This is a genomic window from Micromonospora kangleipakensis (assembly GCF_004217615.1).
Lineage (GTDB): Bacteria > Actinomycetota > Actinomycetes > Mycobacteriales > Micromonosporaceae > Micromonospora > Micromonospora kangleipakensis.
Genome location: NZ_SHLD01000001.1, coordinates 5,428,539 through 5,443,906, shown reverse-complemented (window position 1 = coordinate 5,443,906; position 15,368 = coordinate 5,428,539). Strand labels below are relative to the sequence as shown.

General features: G+C 74.0%; 13 protein-coding genes and 1 riboswitch. Of the genes, 5 read left to right on the top strand and 8 right to left on the bottom strand.

Annotated elements, in window-relative coordinates; all coding sequences use genetic code 11:
• The first annotated feature begins 23 nt into the window (after positions 1 to 23).
• The gene (locus EV384_RS26215) at positions 24 to 677 is read left to right on the top strand and encodes a GTP cyclohydrolase II (RefSeq protein WP_130337405.1); all 654 of its coding nucleotides are present in this window, start codon (positions 24 to 26) and stop codon (positions 675 to 677) included.
• Positions 674 to 1,366 carry a RibD family protein gene (locus tag EV384_RS26210; RefSeq protein WP_130337403.1) on the top strand — a complete coding sequence of 231 codons (693 nt, stop codon included), beginning with the start codon at positions 674 to 676 and terminating at the stop codon, positions 1,364 to 1,366. The genes EV384_RS26215 and EV384_RS26210 overlap by 4 nt, the downstream gene beginning before the upstream one ends.
• A gap of 148 nt (positions 1,367 to 1,514) precedes the next feature.
• On the opposite strand, the gene EV384_RS26205 is transcribed toward EV384_RS26210, so the two are convergent.
• The 6 genes from EV384_RS26205 to EV384_RS26185 form a co-directional block, all read right to left on the bottom strand.
• Positions 1,515 to 2,624, bottom strand: coding sequence for an FUSC family protein (locus EV384_RS26205; RefSeq protein ID WP_130337401.1), 1,110 nt, complete (start codon positions 2,622 to 2,624; stop codon positions 1,515 to 1,517).
• Positions 2,625 to 2,754: 130 nt separating this feature from the next.
• Complete coding sequence (locus tag EV384_RS26200; protein WP_130337399.1) at positions 2,755 to 3,498, bottom strand: amino acid ABC transporter ATP-binding protein; 744 nt, start codon at positions 3,496 to 3,498, stop codon at positions 2,755 to 2,757.
• Positions 3,495 to 4,289, bottom strand: a complete 795-nt coding sequence (locus EV384_RS26195; protein WP_130337397.1) for an amino acid ABC transporter permease — start codon at positions 4,287 to 4,289, stop codon at positions 3,495 to 3,497. The genes EV384_RS26200 and EV384_RS26195 overlap by 4 nt, the downstream gene beginning before the upstream one ends.
• 36 nt (positions 4,290 to 4,325) lie before the next feature.
• Positions 4,326 to 5,183, bottom strand: a complete 858-nt coding sequence (locus EV384_RS26190) for an ABC transporter substrate-binding protein (protein ID WP_130337395.1) — start codon at positions 5,181 to 5,183, stop codon at positions 4,326 to 4,328.
• Between the two features lie 102 nt (positions 5,184 to 5,285).
• Positions 5,286 to 5,417 carry a hypothetical protein gene (locus EV384_RS36890; protein WP_278045642.1) on the bottom strand — a complete coding sequence of 44 codons (132 nt, stop codon included), beginning with the start codon at positions 5,415 to 5,417 and terminating at the stop codon, positions 5,286 to 5,288.
• A 32-nt stretch (positions 5,418 to 5,449) separates the two neighbouring features.
• Positions 5,450 to 5,561, bottom strand: a riboswitch (SAM riboswitch).
• Positions 5,562 to 5,660: 99 nt separating this feature from the next.
• The gene (locus tag EV384_RS26185; RefSeq protein WP_242624299.1) at positions 5,661 to 7,211 is read right to left on the bottom strand and encodes an NAD(P)/FAD-dependent oxidoreductase; all 1,551 of its coding nucleotides are present in this window, start codon (positions 7,209 to 7,211) and stop codon (positions 5,661 to 5,663) included.
• Positions 7,212 to 7,563: 352 nt separating this feature from the next.
• On the opposite strand from EV384_RS26185, the gene EV384_RS26180 reads away from it, so the two are divergent.
• From EV384_RS26180 to EV384_RS26170, 3 genes are read left to right on the top strand one after another with little or no spacing between them, the layout of a single operon-like run.
• On the top strand, positions 7,564 to 8,817 hold the full coding sequence (locus tag EV384_RS26180; RefSeq protein ID WP_242624298.1) for a hypothetical protein: 1,254 nt from the start codon (positions 7,564 to 7,566) through the stop codon (positions 8,815 to 8,817).
• A gap of 44 nt (positions 8,818 to 8,861) precedes the next feature.
• Positions 8,862 to 9,434 (top strand): PadR family transcriptional regulator, encoded by a 573-nt coding sequence (locus tag EV384_RS26175; RefSeq protein ID WP_130337393.1) that lies wholly within the window; start codon positions 8,862 to 8,864, stop codon positions 9,432 to 9,434.
• Positions 9,431 to 11,152: an acyl-CoA dehydrogenase family protein gene (locus EV384_RS26170; RefSeq protein ID WP_130337391.1), complete on the top strand. Its 1,722-nt coding sequence runs from the start codon at positions 9,431 to 9,433 to the stop codon at positions 11,150 to 11,152. The genes EV384_RS26175 and EV384_RS26170 overlap by 4 nt, the downstream gene beginning before the upstream one ends.
• 210 nt (positions 11,153 to 11,362) lie before the next feature.
• Here EV384_RS26170 and EV384_RS26165 read toward each other — a convergent pair whose 3' ends face one another.
• Positions 11,363 to 13,906 (bottom strand): DUF6493 family protein, encoded by a 2,544-nt coding sequence (locus tag EV384_RS26165; RefSeq protein ID WP_130337389.1) that lies wholly within the window; start codon positions 13,904 to 13,906, stop codon positions 11,363 to 11,365.
• Positions 13,903 to 15,237: an SWIM zinc finger family protein gene (locus EV384_RS26160; RefSeq protein ID WP_130337387.1), complete on the bottom strand. Its 1,335-nt coding sequence runs from the start codon at positions 15,235 to 15,237 to the stop codon at positions 13,903 to 13,905. Before EV384_RS26160 ends, EV384_RS26165 begins: the two co-directional genes overlap by 4 nt.
• Between the last annotated feature and the right edge of the window lie 131 nt (positions 15,238 to 15,368).

Genomic DNA, 15,368 nt, shown 5'->3' with positions numbered 1-15,368 from the left:
GCCGCGCCGGACGGAGGAGAGCAATGGACGAAGCGCTGCCGGTGGCGACGGTCCGGAACCAGGTCACGGTCCCCCTGCGGTTCCCCGACGGGTACGTCACGACCGCCCGGGTCTTCTCGTTCGACGGCCTGGCGGACGGCCGGGAACATCTCGCGTTCGGCCTCGGTGACTGGGCGTCGACCGTGGACGGACAGGCCACCGGTGGGCCGCCGCCCCTGGTCCGGCCACACAGCGAGTGCCTGACCGGGGACGTCTTCGGCAGCCAGCGTTGCGACTGCGGCCCGCAGCTGCGGGAGGCGGTCGAGCGCATCGCCGAGGCCGACGGCTTCCTGCTCTACCTGCGCCAGGAGGGGCGCGGCATCGGCCTGTACGCCAAGCTCGACGCGTACGCCCTGCAGGACGCCGGCCTGGACACGTACGAGGCGAACCTGGCGCTGGGTCGGGGCGCGGACGAGCGCGACTACACGGCGGCCGCGCAGATGCTGGCCGCGCTGGGCGTGGCCCGGGTCGCCCTGCTCAGCAACAACCCGGACAAGGCCGACCAGCTCGACCGGCTCGGCGTGACGGTGGCCGAGCGGATGCCGACGGGCGTGCACCTCTCTCCGGCCAACGCCGGCTACCTGGCGGCGAAGGTCAGCCGCGGCGACCACGCCCTCGACCTCCCGTTCGTGCCGTGACCGGCCGGCCGTACGTGCTGCTCAGCTGCGCGATGTCGATCGACGGGTACATCGACGACGCCTCGGCCGAGCGGCTGCTGCTCTCCAACGCCGACGACCTGGACCGGATCGACGCGGTCCGGGCCGGCTGCGACGCCATCATGGTCGGCGCGAACACCGTCCGGCTGGACGACCCGCGGCTGCTGGTGCGCTCCGACCGGCGCCGGGCCGAGCGGGTGGCCCGGGGCCTGCCGCCGTCCCCGGTAAAGGTCACGGTCACCGCCAGCGGGGACCTCGACCCGACGGCCCGCTTTTTCGCCATGGGCGAGGCGACCAAGCTGGTGTACTGCCCGAGCGGCGCGCTGGAGAAGACCCGGGAGCGGCTGGGCGGGGTGGCGACCGTGGTCGACGCCGGCGAGCCGGCCGGCCCGGGCGCGGTGCTGGCCGACCTGGCCGCCCGGGGCGTACGCCGGCTGATGGTCGAGGGCGGCGGCGCCGTGCACGCCCAGTTCCTCAGCGCCGGCCTCGCCGACGAGCTGCACCTGGTGGTCGCGCCGTTCTTCGTCGGCGACGGCCGGGCGCCGCGCTTCGTCGGTGACGGCCGATTCCCCTGGCACCCGGGCCGGCGCGCCCGGGTACTGGAGGTCCGCCAGATCGACGACGTGGTGCTGACCCGGTACGCCCTCTCCGACCGCTGCCCGGAGCCCTGACCCGGCACGTCAGCTCGGGAACCGTCCCCGGGCGGCATCGTCTTCCTGACCGATATACCTGAGAGTCATATTCATGCCTCTCAGGTATATCGCTCACCGGGCATGCGTCGGGTCGGCGCGACATGCCGGGAACCGATCCCGCCCACGTTCACACCGCCGGCAGGCCGAGCGCCTCGTCGACCCGGGTGAGCACCGCGACGTCGTCCTCGCCCACACCGCGCAGCAGGTCGATGGCGGTCGCCCGGATCTGCCCGACGATCATCACCACCGGCAGCGGTGGGTCGGAGTCGAGCAGCTCGGCGCCGATGCGGACCGCCTCCAGGGCCGCCTCGTCGGCCCGGCCGACGTGCCGGTCGGCGTCGTCGTGGCCGGTCAGGTCGGTGGCGAGCGCCGCGCCGGCGGCGCGTACCGCCTCGGCGAGCGCGCGGATCGCGGCGCCCAGCTCCGGCGGCGTCGCCGTGTGCAGCCGGGTCAGCGTGCTGGCGTTGCGGGCCAGCACCCGGATGTTGCGTACGGCGTAGTCGAGCTGCCGGGTGGTGGCCTCGACCTCCTCGATCTGGCCGAGGTGCCGGCGGCGGCGGACCCGCAGCCGCAGCGTCTCGCCGCAGGCCTGGACGGCCTCGCGCAGGCGTTCCACGCAGCCGTCCACCTGGCGGGCCCGGTCCAGCGCGGCCTGGGCGGCCGTCTCGTCGCACCGGTCGAGCGCGTCGTCGATCCGGTCGAGCAGCTCGGCCAGGTCGGTGAAGGTCTGCCGGGCCTCGGCGACCAGCGGGGCGAGCGGGTCGCGGGCCGTCACGAGCTGGCTCGCGGCGAGCGCCACCGCGCCGCCGATCAGCGCGTCGACGAAGCGGAACGGCACGAACTCGCCCTTCGGGGCGGCCACCACGACCAGGTAGAGCGCGGAGACCGCGGTCTGGATGACCAGCGTGCTGCTCGCCCCGGCGGCCACCGTGATGCCGAGGGTCAGCAGCAGCACGATCAGCATGGTCCCGGTGCCCGGTCCGAGCGCGTGCACCACCAGGTCGGCGATGAGCACGCCGCCGGCCACGCCGAGGATCAGCTCGACGGTCTGCCGGACCCGCTGCCCCCGGGACTCGCCGAGGACGATCAGCGCCGCGCTGGGCGCGAAGAACGGGTCCGGGTGCCCGATGAGTCGCGCGGCGATCAGCCACGCGACGGTCGCGGCGAGCGCGGCCTCGACGACCGGGATCCAGCCGTCCCGCAGCCGCCCGACGGCGGCCTTCCACCAACCTCGCACTGTCCGCACCCTCTCTAGGCGGACCGGCGCACCACCGGACCGACGACTCCGGCCGCACGGGCTTCTACCCCGGAAGTTGATCGTCGTAACGGGACAGACCGTTCTCGCAGCCGGCGAGTGGAGGGCGGGGTCAGAGCACCTGGGAGAGGAAGCGGCGCAGCCGGGGGTGCTCCGGGGACTCGAAGATGGCGGCCGGCTCGCCGGCTTCGAGGACCACGCCGCCGTCCATGAAGGCCACCGTGTCGGCGACCTCGCGGGCGAAGCCCATCTCGTGGGTCACCACCACCATCGTCATGCCGCCGGCGGAGAGGTCCGCCATGACCCCGAGCACGCCCTTGACCAGCTCCGGGTCGAGCGCCGAGGTCGCCTCGTCGAAGAGCATCACCTGCGGTTGCAGGGCCAGGGCGCGGGCGATCGCCACCCGCTGCTGCTGACCGCCGGAGAGGTGCGCCGGCCGGGCGTCCGCCTTGCCGGCCAGGCCGACCAGCTCCAGCTGGGTCCGCGCGAGCTGCACCGCCTCGTCCTCGGGCAGCTTCTTGAGCCGGCGCAGCGCGAGGGTGATGTTGCGCTGCACGGTCATGTGCGGGAAGAGGTTGAACTGCTGGAAGACCATGCCGATCCGCTGCCGCAGGGCGTCCGGGTCGTCGCTCAGCACGCTGCGCCCGTCCAGCAGGACGTCGCCCCGGTCCGGCTCGATCAGCCGGTTGACCGTACGCAGCAGGGTGGACTTTCCGGAGCCGGACGGCCCGATCACGCAGGCCGTCGCGCCCCGGGGCACGTCCAGGTCGACGCCGCGCAGCACCCGGTTGGCGTCGAAGGCGAGGTGGACGTCGCGGACGCCGAGGCTGACCGAGGTGGCGGTGCTGGTGCTCATCGCGGGTCCTTCCGTCCGGTCGTGGGCAGCGCGGCCTCGCCGGCCAGCGCCAGCCCCGCGTCGTCCTCGGCGTCTGGCGCGGCGGCCGCGCGGCCCTGGCGCAGTCGCCGGTCGATCGCGTTGACGGCGTGGGTCAGCGGGATGGTCAGGGTGAGGTAGAAGAGGCCGGCCAGCAGCAGCGCCGACTCGTTGCCGGTGGTCGCGGCGTGGTCCTGTCCGATCCGGAACAGCTCCCGCTGGCTGGCGACCAGACCGAGGAAGTAGACCAGGCTGGAGTCCTTGATCAGTGCGATCAGCTGGTTCACCCAGGCCGGCAGGACCCGGCGTACGCCCTGCGGGATGATCACCAGCCGCATTGCCTCGCCCCAGGAGAAGCCGAGCGCCCGGGCGCCCTCCAGCTGCGCCGCCTCGACGCTCTGAATGCCGGAGCGGAAGATCTCCCCGATGTAGGCGGCGGCGATCAGCGACAGCGCCAGGATCCCCAGGGGATAGGGGTTCGGCCCCCACACCTGCATCCCGAGCGGCGCCAGGCCGACGCCGATCAGCAGGATGGTCGCCGCCGCCGGCAGGCCGCGGAACACGTCCGTGTAGACCCGAGCCGGCCACCGCAACCAGCGGGTACGCGAGATGCCGGCGACGGCCAGCAGCATGCCCAGCACCGAACCGAGCAGGGCGGCGGTGATCGCCAGGATCAGCGTGTTGGGCAACCCGACCGTCAGCATCTCCGGCAGCGCCTGCCGCATGGAGTCCCAGTCGAAGAAGGTCTCCCAGAGGGTGCTCAGTGGATCCATGTCACCGTCCGCCCTGCTCGTTTCCGTCGCTCGGGATCAGGAAGCCGCCGAGGCCGACGGCGCCGGGACGCTGCCGCTGCCCGGCTTGAAGTCGGCCGGGACCGGCCGGCCCGGGTAGTACTGCGCCTGGAGCTTCGTCCAGGTGCCGTCGGCGATGACCTCGTCCAGGCCCTTGTCCAGCGCCTCGCGCAGCTTGTCGTTGCCCTTGGCGAACGCGTACGCGGTCGGCGCGGGGCTGAGCTGCTTGGCGGCAACCGTGATCTTGCCGCCGCTGTCGGCGGCGGACTTCTCGCCGATCTCGGCCGGGGCGATCCACGCGTCAGCGGTGCCCGCCTTGAGCTGGTTCAGCGCCCCGTTGTAGTCGGGCACCCGCACCGGGTTGAGGTTCTTGCCGGTGGCGTAGTCGTCCTGCACGGTGCCCTGCACGACCACCACCCGCTTGCCGGCGAGCTGGTCGAAGCTCGTGATCGACGAGCCGGCCGGCACGTCGAGTCCGAAGTAGCCGAAGTCGTAGCCGTTGCCGAAGTCGACGGTCTTCTTCCGCGCCTCGGTGATCGTGATGGACGAGCTGCCCACGTCGAACTTGTGGTTGTTGACCTGCGACAGCAGCGCCGAGAAGTCGGTGCCGACGAACTCCACCTTCAGGCCCGCCTTGGCGGCGACCGCGGTGAGCAGGTCGTTGTCGAAACCGGTGAACTTCCCGTCCTTCAGGTACACGTTCGGTGGGGCGTCGGTGAGCGTGCCGGCCCGCAGCACGCCGGGCTGGAGCAGGCCGTACGGGTTGGCGGCCTCGCTGGTGGCGGCGTCGTCGCCGCAGGCGGTGAGGCCGGTCGCGGCGAGCACGGCGGCGGCGCCGAGCGCGGCGACGCGGGTCAGGGCAGGAAGGAATCGCACAGGTGTCTCCAAGGTCGCGTGGCGGCGTGGACGCACGCCGCCGACGGCACGCCCGGGGCGGGCGAGCCGGAGTGGGTGGTTCGAGGAAGGGGGTTGTGGCGCTCAGCGCGCGTCGGCGCGGCGACAGCGGTCGCTGCACACCCGCATCAGGTCGACGTGCCGGCGCTTGACCAGCGCGAAGCCGGCCGGGTACGCGACATCGTCGGTGAGTGGGGCGCGAAGATGAGCAGACATGGTTCCCTCGGGTCGGTGATGACCTGGGTACCAGGCCACGCTTGCACCGGCGTGCTGCCGGTGCCTGGTCTTCACCCGGGGCACCCCACCGCGGAGGAGGGTTGCCGGCCAGCGAGCCGGGGCTTGACGCTGGCGCTCATGACCTGCCGAGAAGGCTAGCAGCAGCGCCGCCCCGATCGTCCAGCCGTTATGACCACGCTCACGTAGGTAGCCCCGGCAAGGGACGCCGGCGGCGCCCTCGGCTCAGGGCCGGCGCGCCGCCGCGGGCGTGGCCGTCGCGGTCTTCGTGACCCGCCGGTGCCCGTCCGGGTGGGCGGGCACGATCGGCGCGTCCCGTCCGGTGCCGTGCCGCCCGCCCGCGGTGGGGGAGGAGGTCTTCTGCTCGTGGTAGTCCTGCTCCACGTTGACCGTCCAGACGTCGTGACCGGCGCCGTGGGCGATGTTCTCGGCGGTCAGCATCGCGGTCAGCATCGAGTGGTCCTGGTTGTTGTACCGGTGCATGCCGTTCCGCCCGACCGGGTGCACGTTGGGCACCTCGCGGGCCAGCCAGTCCCGGATGACGTCCACGTTGTGCTGGTACCGCTCGTCGTACACCGGGTAGGCCTTCGGCATCCGGACGACGTGGCCGGCCTCCACGCAGCCCGGCCGGACCAGGCCGAGCCGCTCCAGCTCCGCGGTGGCGAGCGCGATCAGGTCCGGGTCCGGGGTACGCCACATCTCGTCGTCCTCGAAGACGAAGTACTCCAGCCCCAGGCAGGTCCGCCCGTCCTTGACCAGGTACGGCGACCAGGAGCCGAAGTTCTGGATCCGCCCCACCTTCGCCGCCGGGTCGTGCACGTAGATCCAGTTGTCCGGGAACGAGAACTCCTCCGGGACGACCAGCGCGACGGTCAGGAAGTCCCGGTAGCGCAGGTCGTCGGCGGCGGCGAGCACCTCCGGCGGGGCGGCCGGGCGCATCGCGCGGACCAGCGCGGAGATCGGCATCGAGGAGATGACGTGGTCGGCCGGCTCGGTCCGCTCACCGACCGCGTCGGCGACCGTCACGCCGGTGGCGCGCCGGGCCGCCGGGTCGCGGTGCACGGCCCTCACCCAGGTGCCGGTACGCACCGAGCCGCCCCGCTTCTCCACCTGCTCGGTGCAGCGTTCCCACATCATCCCCGGCCCGTGCTTCGGGTACTGGAACTCCTCGATCAGGCTGGTGACGTCCTTCCGGTTGCGCCTAGGGAGGAGGGCGTTGAGCACCGCCTTGGACAGCGACAGGTTCTTGATCCGCTGGGCGGCCCAGTCGGCCTGCAACTGGTCGGCCGGCATCCCCCAGACCTTCTCCGTGTACGTCTTGAAGAAGATCGAGTAGAGGCGCCAGCCGAACCGGGCCGACACCCAGCCCTCGAAGTGCGACTGGTCCTTCGGCGGCCGCAGCCGGGCCTGCCCGTACGAGCCGACGCAGCGCAACGCCTCGACGATGCCGAGGTTGCGCAGCGCGTTGCCGGCGTTGAGCGGGTAGTCGTAGAGCGCGCCGCGGTAGTAGATGCGGCTCATCCGCGGCCGGAGCAGGAAGTCCTCGTCGGGCAGGATCTCGTGCCAGAAGTCCTCGACCCGGGACACCTTGGTGAAGAACCGGTGGCCGCCGATGTCGAAGCGCCAGCCGTCCCGCTCCACCGTGCGGCTGATCCCGCCGACCACGTCGTCGGCCTCGAAGACCCGGACCGGCTCGCCGTGCCGGAGCAGCTCGTACGCCGCGGTGAGTCCCGCCGGCCCGGCGCCGATGACGACGGTGCCGTTCTTCTCGCCCATGCTCTCCGAGCCCTCCGCCGCCGTCCGGTCAGTTGCGGCAGCGCGGTTACCCGGTCTGCCCCCGATCTCACCTTCCCGTGCGGCGCGATTCTCGCCGCTCCCCGGCCGGTCCGCCGCCCGCCTCCGCCGCCCGCGCCCGTCCCGGTCCTGCGCCAGATCGTTGCCAGCTCGCCGACATCGCGCCATCAGGCGCCGCCGGACCCCGTAACGTCGGCGACGTGCAGACGATCACCGCCCGCGGGCAGGTGTCAACGGCTGGGGAGCGGGAATGCCGGGCGACGGTTCGCGCCCGGGGGCGGTCGCGGGCGGGGCGAGGCGTGGGGGACGGATGGTGGACGGGCGAGCAGCCGGCGTGGCCGGCGGTCCCGCCACGGACCGGCCGGGACCGCGAGTCCAGGTTCGCCGCGCCGGCCGCGGGCTGTCCCGGCTCGCCGCCCGGGTGCCCGCCCCGTGGGGCTTCGTGCTGGCGGTCTTCGGCGGTTCGAAGGTCGTGCTCAGCCTGGTCGGCGTGATCGCGCTGAGCGCCTGGGACGGCGTGCCCGGCACGCCGCCCGCCGACGAGACGACGATGCGGGAGCAGCAGGACGCCGTCTCGCCGCACCGGTGGGTCTCGCTCTGGTTCGCCTGGGACTCCTTCCTCTACGACCACCTGGCCCGGCTCCCGCTGGACCGGCCCTGGCGGGACTTCGGCTTCCCGCTGCTCTACCCGTTCCTGGCCCGGCCGGTCGCGCCGCTGCTCGGCGGGCACACCGCGTGGACCCTGCTGCTGATCAGCAACCTCGCCCTGATCTTCCAGCTCTACTACGCCCACCAGCTGGGCGCCCGCCTGCTCGGCGCCGGGACGCCGGGCGGCGACGACCCGGCGGGCGGTCGGCGGTTCGTGCGTTACCTGCTGCTGCTGCCGACCGCCTTCCTGTTCCAGGCGGCGCTGACCGAGTCGCTCTTCCTCTGCCTCGCGCTGGCCGCCTTCTGGTACGCCGAGCAGCGCCGCTGGCTGCTGGTGGGGATCATCGGCTACTTCCTGGCGCTGAGCCGCTCGGTCGGCTTCCTGGTGGTCGTCCCGCTCGCCCTGGTCCTGCTGCGCGAGCACCGCTACCGGCTGGACCCCCGCACGCTCCGGCGCTACCTACGGCGGGGCTGGCCGCTGCTGCTGGTGCCGGCCGGCTGGCTGACCTTCATGGCGTTCTGTCGCTGGCAGTCCGGCGACTGGTACGCGTACAAGCACGCCCAGGAGCGGGGCTGGGGGATCACGGTGCAGAACCCGTTCCGGGTGGCGTACGCGGCGCTGACCGGTGAGAACAGCGCCGACGCGCTGCGGGTCTGGTGTGCCGTCGCCGTCCTGGTGGTCGTCCTGGCCGGACTGCGCCGGGCCGAGCTGCCGTACCTGGTCTACACGGCGATCGTGGTGCTGGTGCCGCTGTCGATGGGCCCGCCGGTGCACAAGAGCCTGCTGCGCTACCTGCTCGCCGCGTTCCCGGTCGGCCTGGTGCTGGCCCGCTGGACCCGCCGGGCCAGCCTCGACACCTGGCTGACCGCCGCGCTCGCCGTGCTCCAGGGGGCGCTCTTCGTGGTCTGGCTGACCTACTGGACGCACTTCATCATCTGAGCCCGGTCTTGCTATGCAACGAGTTGCATAGCAGGATGCTCGGCATGTCGTTGGAGCACGCCATCCTGGTCTCGCTGCTGGAGCGGCCCGCCTCCGGGTACGACCTGGCCCGGCGCTTCGACCGCTCGATCGGCCGCTTCTGGACCGCCACCCACCAGCAGATCTACCGGGTGCTCAAGCGGATGGCGGCGGACGCCTGGATCGTCGGCGAGGAGATCGGCCAGGACGGGCTGCCGGACAAGAAGGTCTGGTCGGCGACCCCGGCCGGCCGGGCCGCGCTGATCGCCTGGCTGCGCGCCCCGGTGCAACCGGAGGCGGTCCGGCACGAGCTGGCCGTCAAGATCCGCGGGGCCGCGTTCGACGACCCCGCCGGCCGCGCCGCGCTGGTCGCCGAGGTCGAGCGGTACCGCGCCGACCACGAGGCCACCCTCGCCGGCTACCTGGCCGGCGAGCGCGGCGACTTCCCGGACCCCGACGTGCTGGACGCCCGCGAGTCGCTCCAGCACGTCGTGCTGCGCGGCGGCATCGCGTACGAGCGGATGGTGCTGGCCTGGCTCGACGACGTCCTCGCCACCCTCCGCGACCTCGACCCCCCGACCAGGAAGGCGACCCCGTGACCGACCCGCTGCTGCTCAACCCGCGCACCTACGACCCCACCCACCTCGACGAGCCCTCCCGCCGGCTGCTGCGGGCCACCGTCGACTGGTTCGAGCAGCGCGGCAAGCAGGCGCTCGTCGACAGCTACAACCGGCGCGACTGGTACGGCGACTTCCTCGACTTCGCCGCCAAGGAGGGCCTCTTCGCCACCTTCCTCACCCCGGCCGCGGACGGCGGCGGCGACCCGGACAAGCGCTGGGACACCGCGCGCAACGCGGCGCTCAGCGAGATCCTCGGCTTCTACGGCCTCGGCTACTGGTACACCTGGCAGGTCACCGTCCTCGGCCTCGGCCCGGTCTGGCAGAGCGGCAACGCCGCCGCCCGGGCCCGCGCGGCCGAGCTGCTGGACCAGGGGCACGTGATGGCCTTCGGCCTCTCCGAGCGCCCGCACGGCGCCGACATCTACTCCACCGACATGGTGCTCACCCCGGACGGCGCGGGCGGCTTCCGGGCCACCGGCGGCAAGTACTACATCGGCAACGGCAACGTCGCCGGGCTGGTCTCCGTCTTCGGCCGCCGCGCCGACGTCGAGGGCCCCGACGGATACGTCTTCTTCGCCGCCGACAGCCGGCATCCCGCGTACCGACTGGTGCGCAACGTGGTCAACGCGCAGATGTACGTCAGCGAGTTCCGGCTGGAGGACTACCCGGTGCGCGCCGAGGACGTGCTGCACACCGGGAAGGCCGCCTTCGACGCCGCGCTGAACACCGTCAACGTCGGCAAGTTCAACCTCTGCACCGCCTCCATCGGCATCTGCGAGCACGCCATGTACGAGGCGGTCACCCACGCCCACGACCGGGTCCTCTACGGCAGGCGGGTCACCGACTTCCCGCACGTCCGCCGGGAGCTGACCGACGCGTACGCCCGCCTGGTCGCGATGAAGCTGTTCAGCGACCGGGCGGTCGACTACTTCCGCTCGGCCGGCCCGGACGACCGGCGGTACCTGCTGTTCAACCCGATGACCAAGATGAAGGTCACCACCGAGGGCGAGAAGGTCATCGACCTGCTCTGGGACGTGATCGCCGCGAAGGGCTTCGAGGCCGACACCTACTTCGACAAGGCCGCCAAGGACATCCGGGGGCTGCCGAAGCTGGAGGGGACGGTGCACGTCAACCTGGCGCTGATCCTCAAGTTCATGGCGAACTACCTGTTCCAGCCGACCGGCCACCCGCCGGTGCCGACCCGCCACGACGCCGCCGAGGACGAGTTCCTCTTCCGGCAGGGCCCGGCCCGCGGCCTCGGCGCGATCCGCTTCCACGACTGGCGTGCTGCCTACGACGCGCACGCGCAGGTGCCCAACGTGGCCCGGTTCCGGGAGCAGGCCGACGGGCTCTGCGCGCTGCTCGCCGCGCACGCCCCCGACGAGACGCAGCAGCGCGACCTGGACTTCCTGCTCGCGCTCGGGCAGCTCTTCGCGCTGGTCGTCTACGGCCACCTCATCCTCGAGCAGGCGGAGCTGACCGGGCTGGACGCCGACCTGCTGGACGAGATCTTCGACCTCCTGGTCCGCGACTTCTCCGCGCACGCCACCGAGCTGCACGGCAAGGCGGCCACCACCGAGGAGCAGGCCGCCTGGGCGCTGGCCCACGTCCGGCGCCCGGTGCGGGACGCCGAGCGCACCGCCCGGGTCTGGGAGCGGGTGGCCGCGCTCTCCGGGACGTACGAGATGCGCCCCTGACCGATCGCCTTACCGCCGGGTCCCTGTTCTTCCCGCTACAAACCTGATGACGTGAACGGATCACCTCGGCGCGATCCGTTCACGTCGTCAAGTTCGTAGGGACAAGCGGGGATCCGGTCGCCCGGCCCGGCCGACCGCCCCGACGCTTCGCGCCCTCTCTTCCGGTCCGGCGCGGGAGTGCACGCGGGACCGGCCCGCGTCGCGGCCCCGTCAGGCCAGCGCGGTGGTGAGCCGGCGGGCCTCCGTCACCAGCCGGCTCCCGCCGCCCCGTGCCACCACGTCGGCCAGGCCCGGCACCTCGATCCGTACCCCGGTCGCGGTGGCGGTCTCCGCGGCCAGGGTGAGCAGGTCCGGGGTGCCCCGGGGCGGCGTCGGCGCGGCCAGCAGCGCCGGCAGCGTCGCGGCGAGCAGCCGCCACGTGCTCAGCCGGGCACCGGCCGCGACCGCGTCGCGCAGCGGGGTCGCCGCCCGGGCGAGCGTCACCTGGCCGTCCGCCGCCAGCGCGCCGAGCTGCGCGCCGACGGCCGGCGCGTCCAGGTCCCTGGCCGCCGCCAGCATCAGCAGGGCGTCGAGCGTGGCGACACGGTCCACCTCGTGCCGGGCGCACAGCCCGTACGCCAGCGCCAGGTCGAGCGCCGGGCCGCCCGCGCCCGTGCACTCGGCCAGCACCGGCAGGACCGTGGCACCCTCCCGCAGGTCCTCCTGCGCCGCCTTCGCGACTTCGGCCAGCAGGTGCGCGGCGACCAGCCCCCGGTGCCCGGGCAGCAGAGCCGGCCACAGGTCGCCCCAGCCGCCGTGCCCCCGTCCGACCAGGTGCGCCGGCACGGTGAGCAGCCCGAGCGGGTCGGCCACGCCGTCGGGTGGGGTGGTGGCGACCACGGTCCGCCGTTCCGGCATGCGGTCGTACCGGAAGTCGTAGTCGCCCATCCGCTCCCGCCGGCCGACCGTCACCACCCGGTGGACCGGTGCCGGGAGGACGTCCCCCCGCAGCCAGCCGGCCAGCTCGGCGCCGGCCGGCGTACCGAGCGCCGCCGCCCGCGCCGCCAGCGCCTCGTCCACGTCGGCGGGCAGCCGCAGCAGCGCCTGGGTGATGTCCCACCGCCAGACCGGGCGGCCGCCGAGGGCGGCCAGCCGGTCGTACAGCGCGGTCGGGTCGACGGCGCCGGCGGCCGAGGTGGGCGCGGCGAGCAGTCCGGGATCGTCCCGCCCGTCCAACCGCTGCCCGATCTCGGCGAGCCGGGCGCAGTACACCTGCGCCAACGCGGACCGGCGGGGCGGCTCGCCGGCCGGCCGGCCCCGGAACGGGCGCAGCGCCCGAGGGCGGGAGTCGGTGAGGATTCCGGCCCACTGGTCGCGGCGGGTGGCCGCCTCGGCCGGGGCGGCGGCGGCCAGCAGGACCCCGTGCAACTGGGCCGACAGGTTGAACACCGCCCACGGGTGGTCGAAGGCGCCGACCTGGTGGCGTTGCAGCACCGGCAGCAGCGCGGTCTCCAACCGGTCCCGGTCGGTGGTGCCCAACCGGACCAGCCCGTCGAGGACCCGCTCGACCGCCAGCGCCGGCCAGCGCCGGCCAAGCAGCGCCGACACCTCCTCGACCAACTCGTCCACCTCGGCGATCGGGGGCGGGACGGCCGCCGCCGGGCCCGGGGGAGGCAGCTCGTCGCCGGCCATCGTCACCGCGACGGCGGGGACCGGCCGGTGCCCGTGCCGCTGCGCTAGCGCCATCGCCCGGTCCCGCAGGTCCGCCGCCGGGTGTTCGGCGGCCACCGCGAGCGCGGTGGCGATCTCCGCCGCCCGGTCCGGCTGCTGCCGGGCGAGCTTGTCCAGCCAGGACAGCTGCGCCCGCACCAGCGCCTTCTCCGGCCGGGTCAGCACCGCCCGGGCGGCGTCCAGCAGGGACTCCAGCTCCACCGCGTCACCCGGGTCGCGCAGCGCCCGCAGCGCCGTCGTGGCGACCGGCCCCGGCCCGTCGGCGAGCAACCGTAGGTACGCGCTCGCCCGCGCCGCCACCTCCTCCGGGGTCGGCGTCAGCAGGTCGTGCAGGGCCAGGAACGGGCGCAGCGCGACTGGCCGGTCCCCGCGCAGCAGCCGACCGAGGACCCCGTCCAGCAGGACCGCCCGGTCGACCCGCCCCTCCGCCGCCAGCGCGGCCAGGGCCCGGGGCGCCGCCTGCCGGTCGCCGCCGAACGTCAGGTCGGCTCCGACGCCGTCCACCTCGAACAGCCGGGGCAGCAGCACGTCCAGGAACGGGTCGGCGCGCAGCCGGTCGAGCAGGGGTGGCTGCTGCTGGCCGGAGGGCCGCTGCCACCACATCGCGTACGCCCAGCCGGCGACGAACGCGTCCCCGGTCGGCGGCGGCACCTTCTCCGCCAGCAGGAGCCCCGCCGTGAAGCGCCAGCCTTCCCACGGCTCGCTGCGGCGCATCCGGTCGGCCAGCTTGTACGCCAGGTCGGCCAGCCAGGTCACGCCCCGCTGCCGGGCCATGGCGACCACCGGCTCCGGGTCGGCGTCCCGCAGCATGACCGACCGCCGGCCGAGCAGCGCCGCCGTCTTCGTCGCGGTGCTGAGCGTGCCGACGGCCGCCAGCGCCAGCGCGGTCGCCTCCTTCCCCCACCACCAGTTGTCGCGCCGCCGCCGGACGTGGGCGACCAGTTCGTCGCCGAGCGCCCGGCGGGCCGGCTCGTCCAGCCCGTTCAGCGCCGACCGGACGGCGTGCACGTCGCCCCGGATCAGGGACTCGAAGAAGTCCGTCACGCCCCCACCTCCGCCGGCGCCGCCACCATCGACACGGCCAGGGCATGCTTGCAGGGCCCGCGCTGCCCGCGGTGCCGCCCCCACCATCGGCAGGAGCAGGTGTACGCCCCGTCCGGCAGCCGCCGCACCCGGTAGACCTCGTCGCCGCTGCGTACCGTGGCGTGCTCGCCCTCCCGGTGCACCGCGCCGCGCTCGACCAGCACCCGCGCCCCGACCAGGCGGGGGTTGTCCCGCTCGGCCCGCCCGGCGTCGTAGGGCATGACGCGGTGGAAGTACCCGCCCTCGGCCACGTCGTAGCCGACCCGCCCGGCGGTGCCGAGCTGGGCCAGCGCGGCACGGACCCGGCCGTCGGGCAGACCGGCCGCGTCGGCGAGCGCGGCGACGTCGATCGTCGGGTCCCAGGAGAGCAGGGCGGCCACCAGTTCCGCGTCGTCAACCACCTCGTCAGCGGCGAGTGCGAGCAGGGCCGCGCCCTCGCCGGAGAACCCCCGGTACGGCTCGGGGGAGAGGGTCAGCGACAGCCGCAGCGCCCCGGTGTCGAGCTCCCAGGTGCTCGGCACGGCGGGGGAGCCAGCTCGCACCGGTGGCCCGTACACCCGCAGGGTGCGCGCGTGCCGGAGCAGGCCGCGCAGCGCGGCGAGCCGGCCCGCACCGGCCAGGCAGACGGCGCCCGGCGCGGGCCGCGAGGTCAGCCGGAGCGTACGCCCGGCGGGCACCGCCCAGAGCACCGAACGGTCGGCACCTCCGAGGAGCCGGCGCAGGAACGCCGCCCCCTCGGCGGCGGGAATCTCGGCGCGTGGCTCGAACGCCGCGGTGAGCACCTGCACCTCGGCGAAGCCGCGCAGCCACCGTCCCGGCAGCGGGACCTTCCGCTCTACCACCGCGGCGTCCATCGTCGAGACCGTCAGGTCGTCCGGGCCGACGGCCACGTGCAGCGGCTCGATGCCGCCGACCCGGGCCAGCGCCTCCCGCAGCGGCGGGTTGACGTCGACGTTGGTGGTGCCGTGCCCGACGATCTCGCCGTCGAAGCCGGCCGGCACGATGTCCATCCGGGCGTACACCCCGCAGCAGCCGGAGAACGACTCGAAGCGCAGGCGGTCCCGGCTGCCCGTCACCACCGGGTCCAGGCTCGCCGGGCTGACCGGCTGGTGGTAGCGGGTACGGGCCACCTCGGCGACGGCGAGCAGCCCCGTGGCCGCCGCCGCGGGGGTGGTCAGGTACCCGGAGAAGAACCGTGGGTTAGCCGCCGGGCCTCCGCAGGTCTGCAGGTCGAGACCGGCGGGGTGCAGCGCGGACGGCTGGCGGTATCGGTACGTCTGGACGGCGTTCACGGCGCACACCGTAGGGCGACGGACCGACATCCCCGCCCTCGGCCTGCGAGTGCCGTGTCCACAAACGTTGGCCGGGTTGGCCGGGGTGGGAAAGTGTCGTAGGGGTGGTGTTGGCTTCGGTTCGTGCCTCG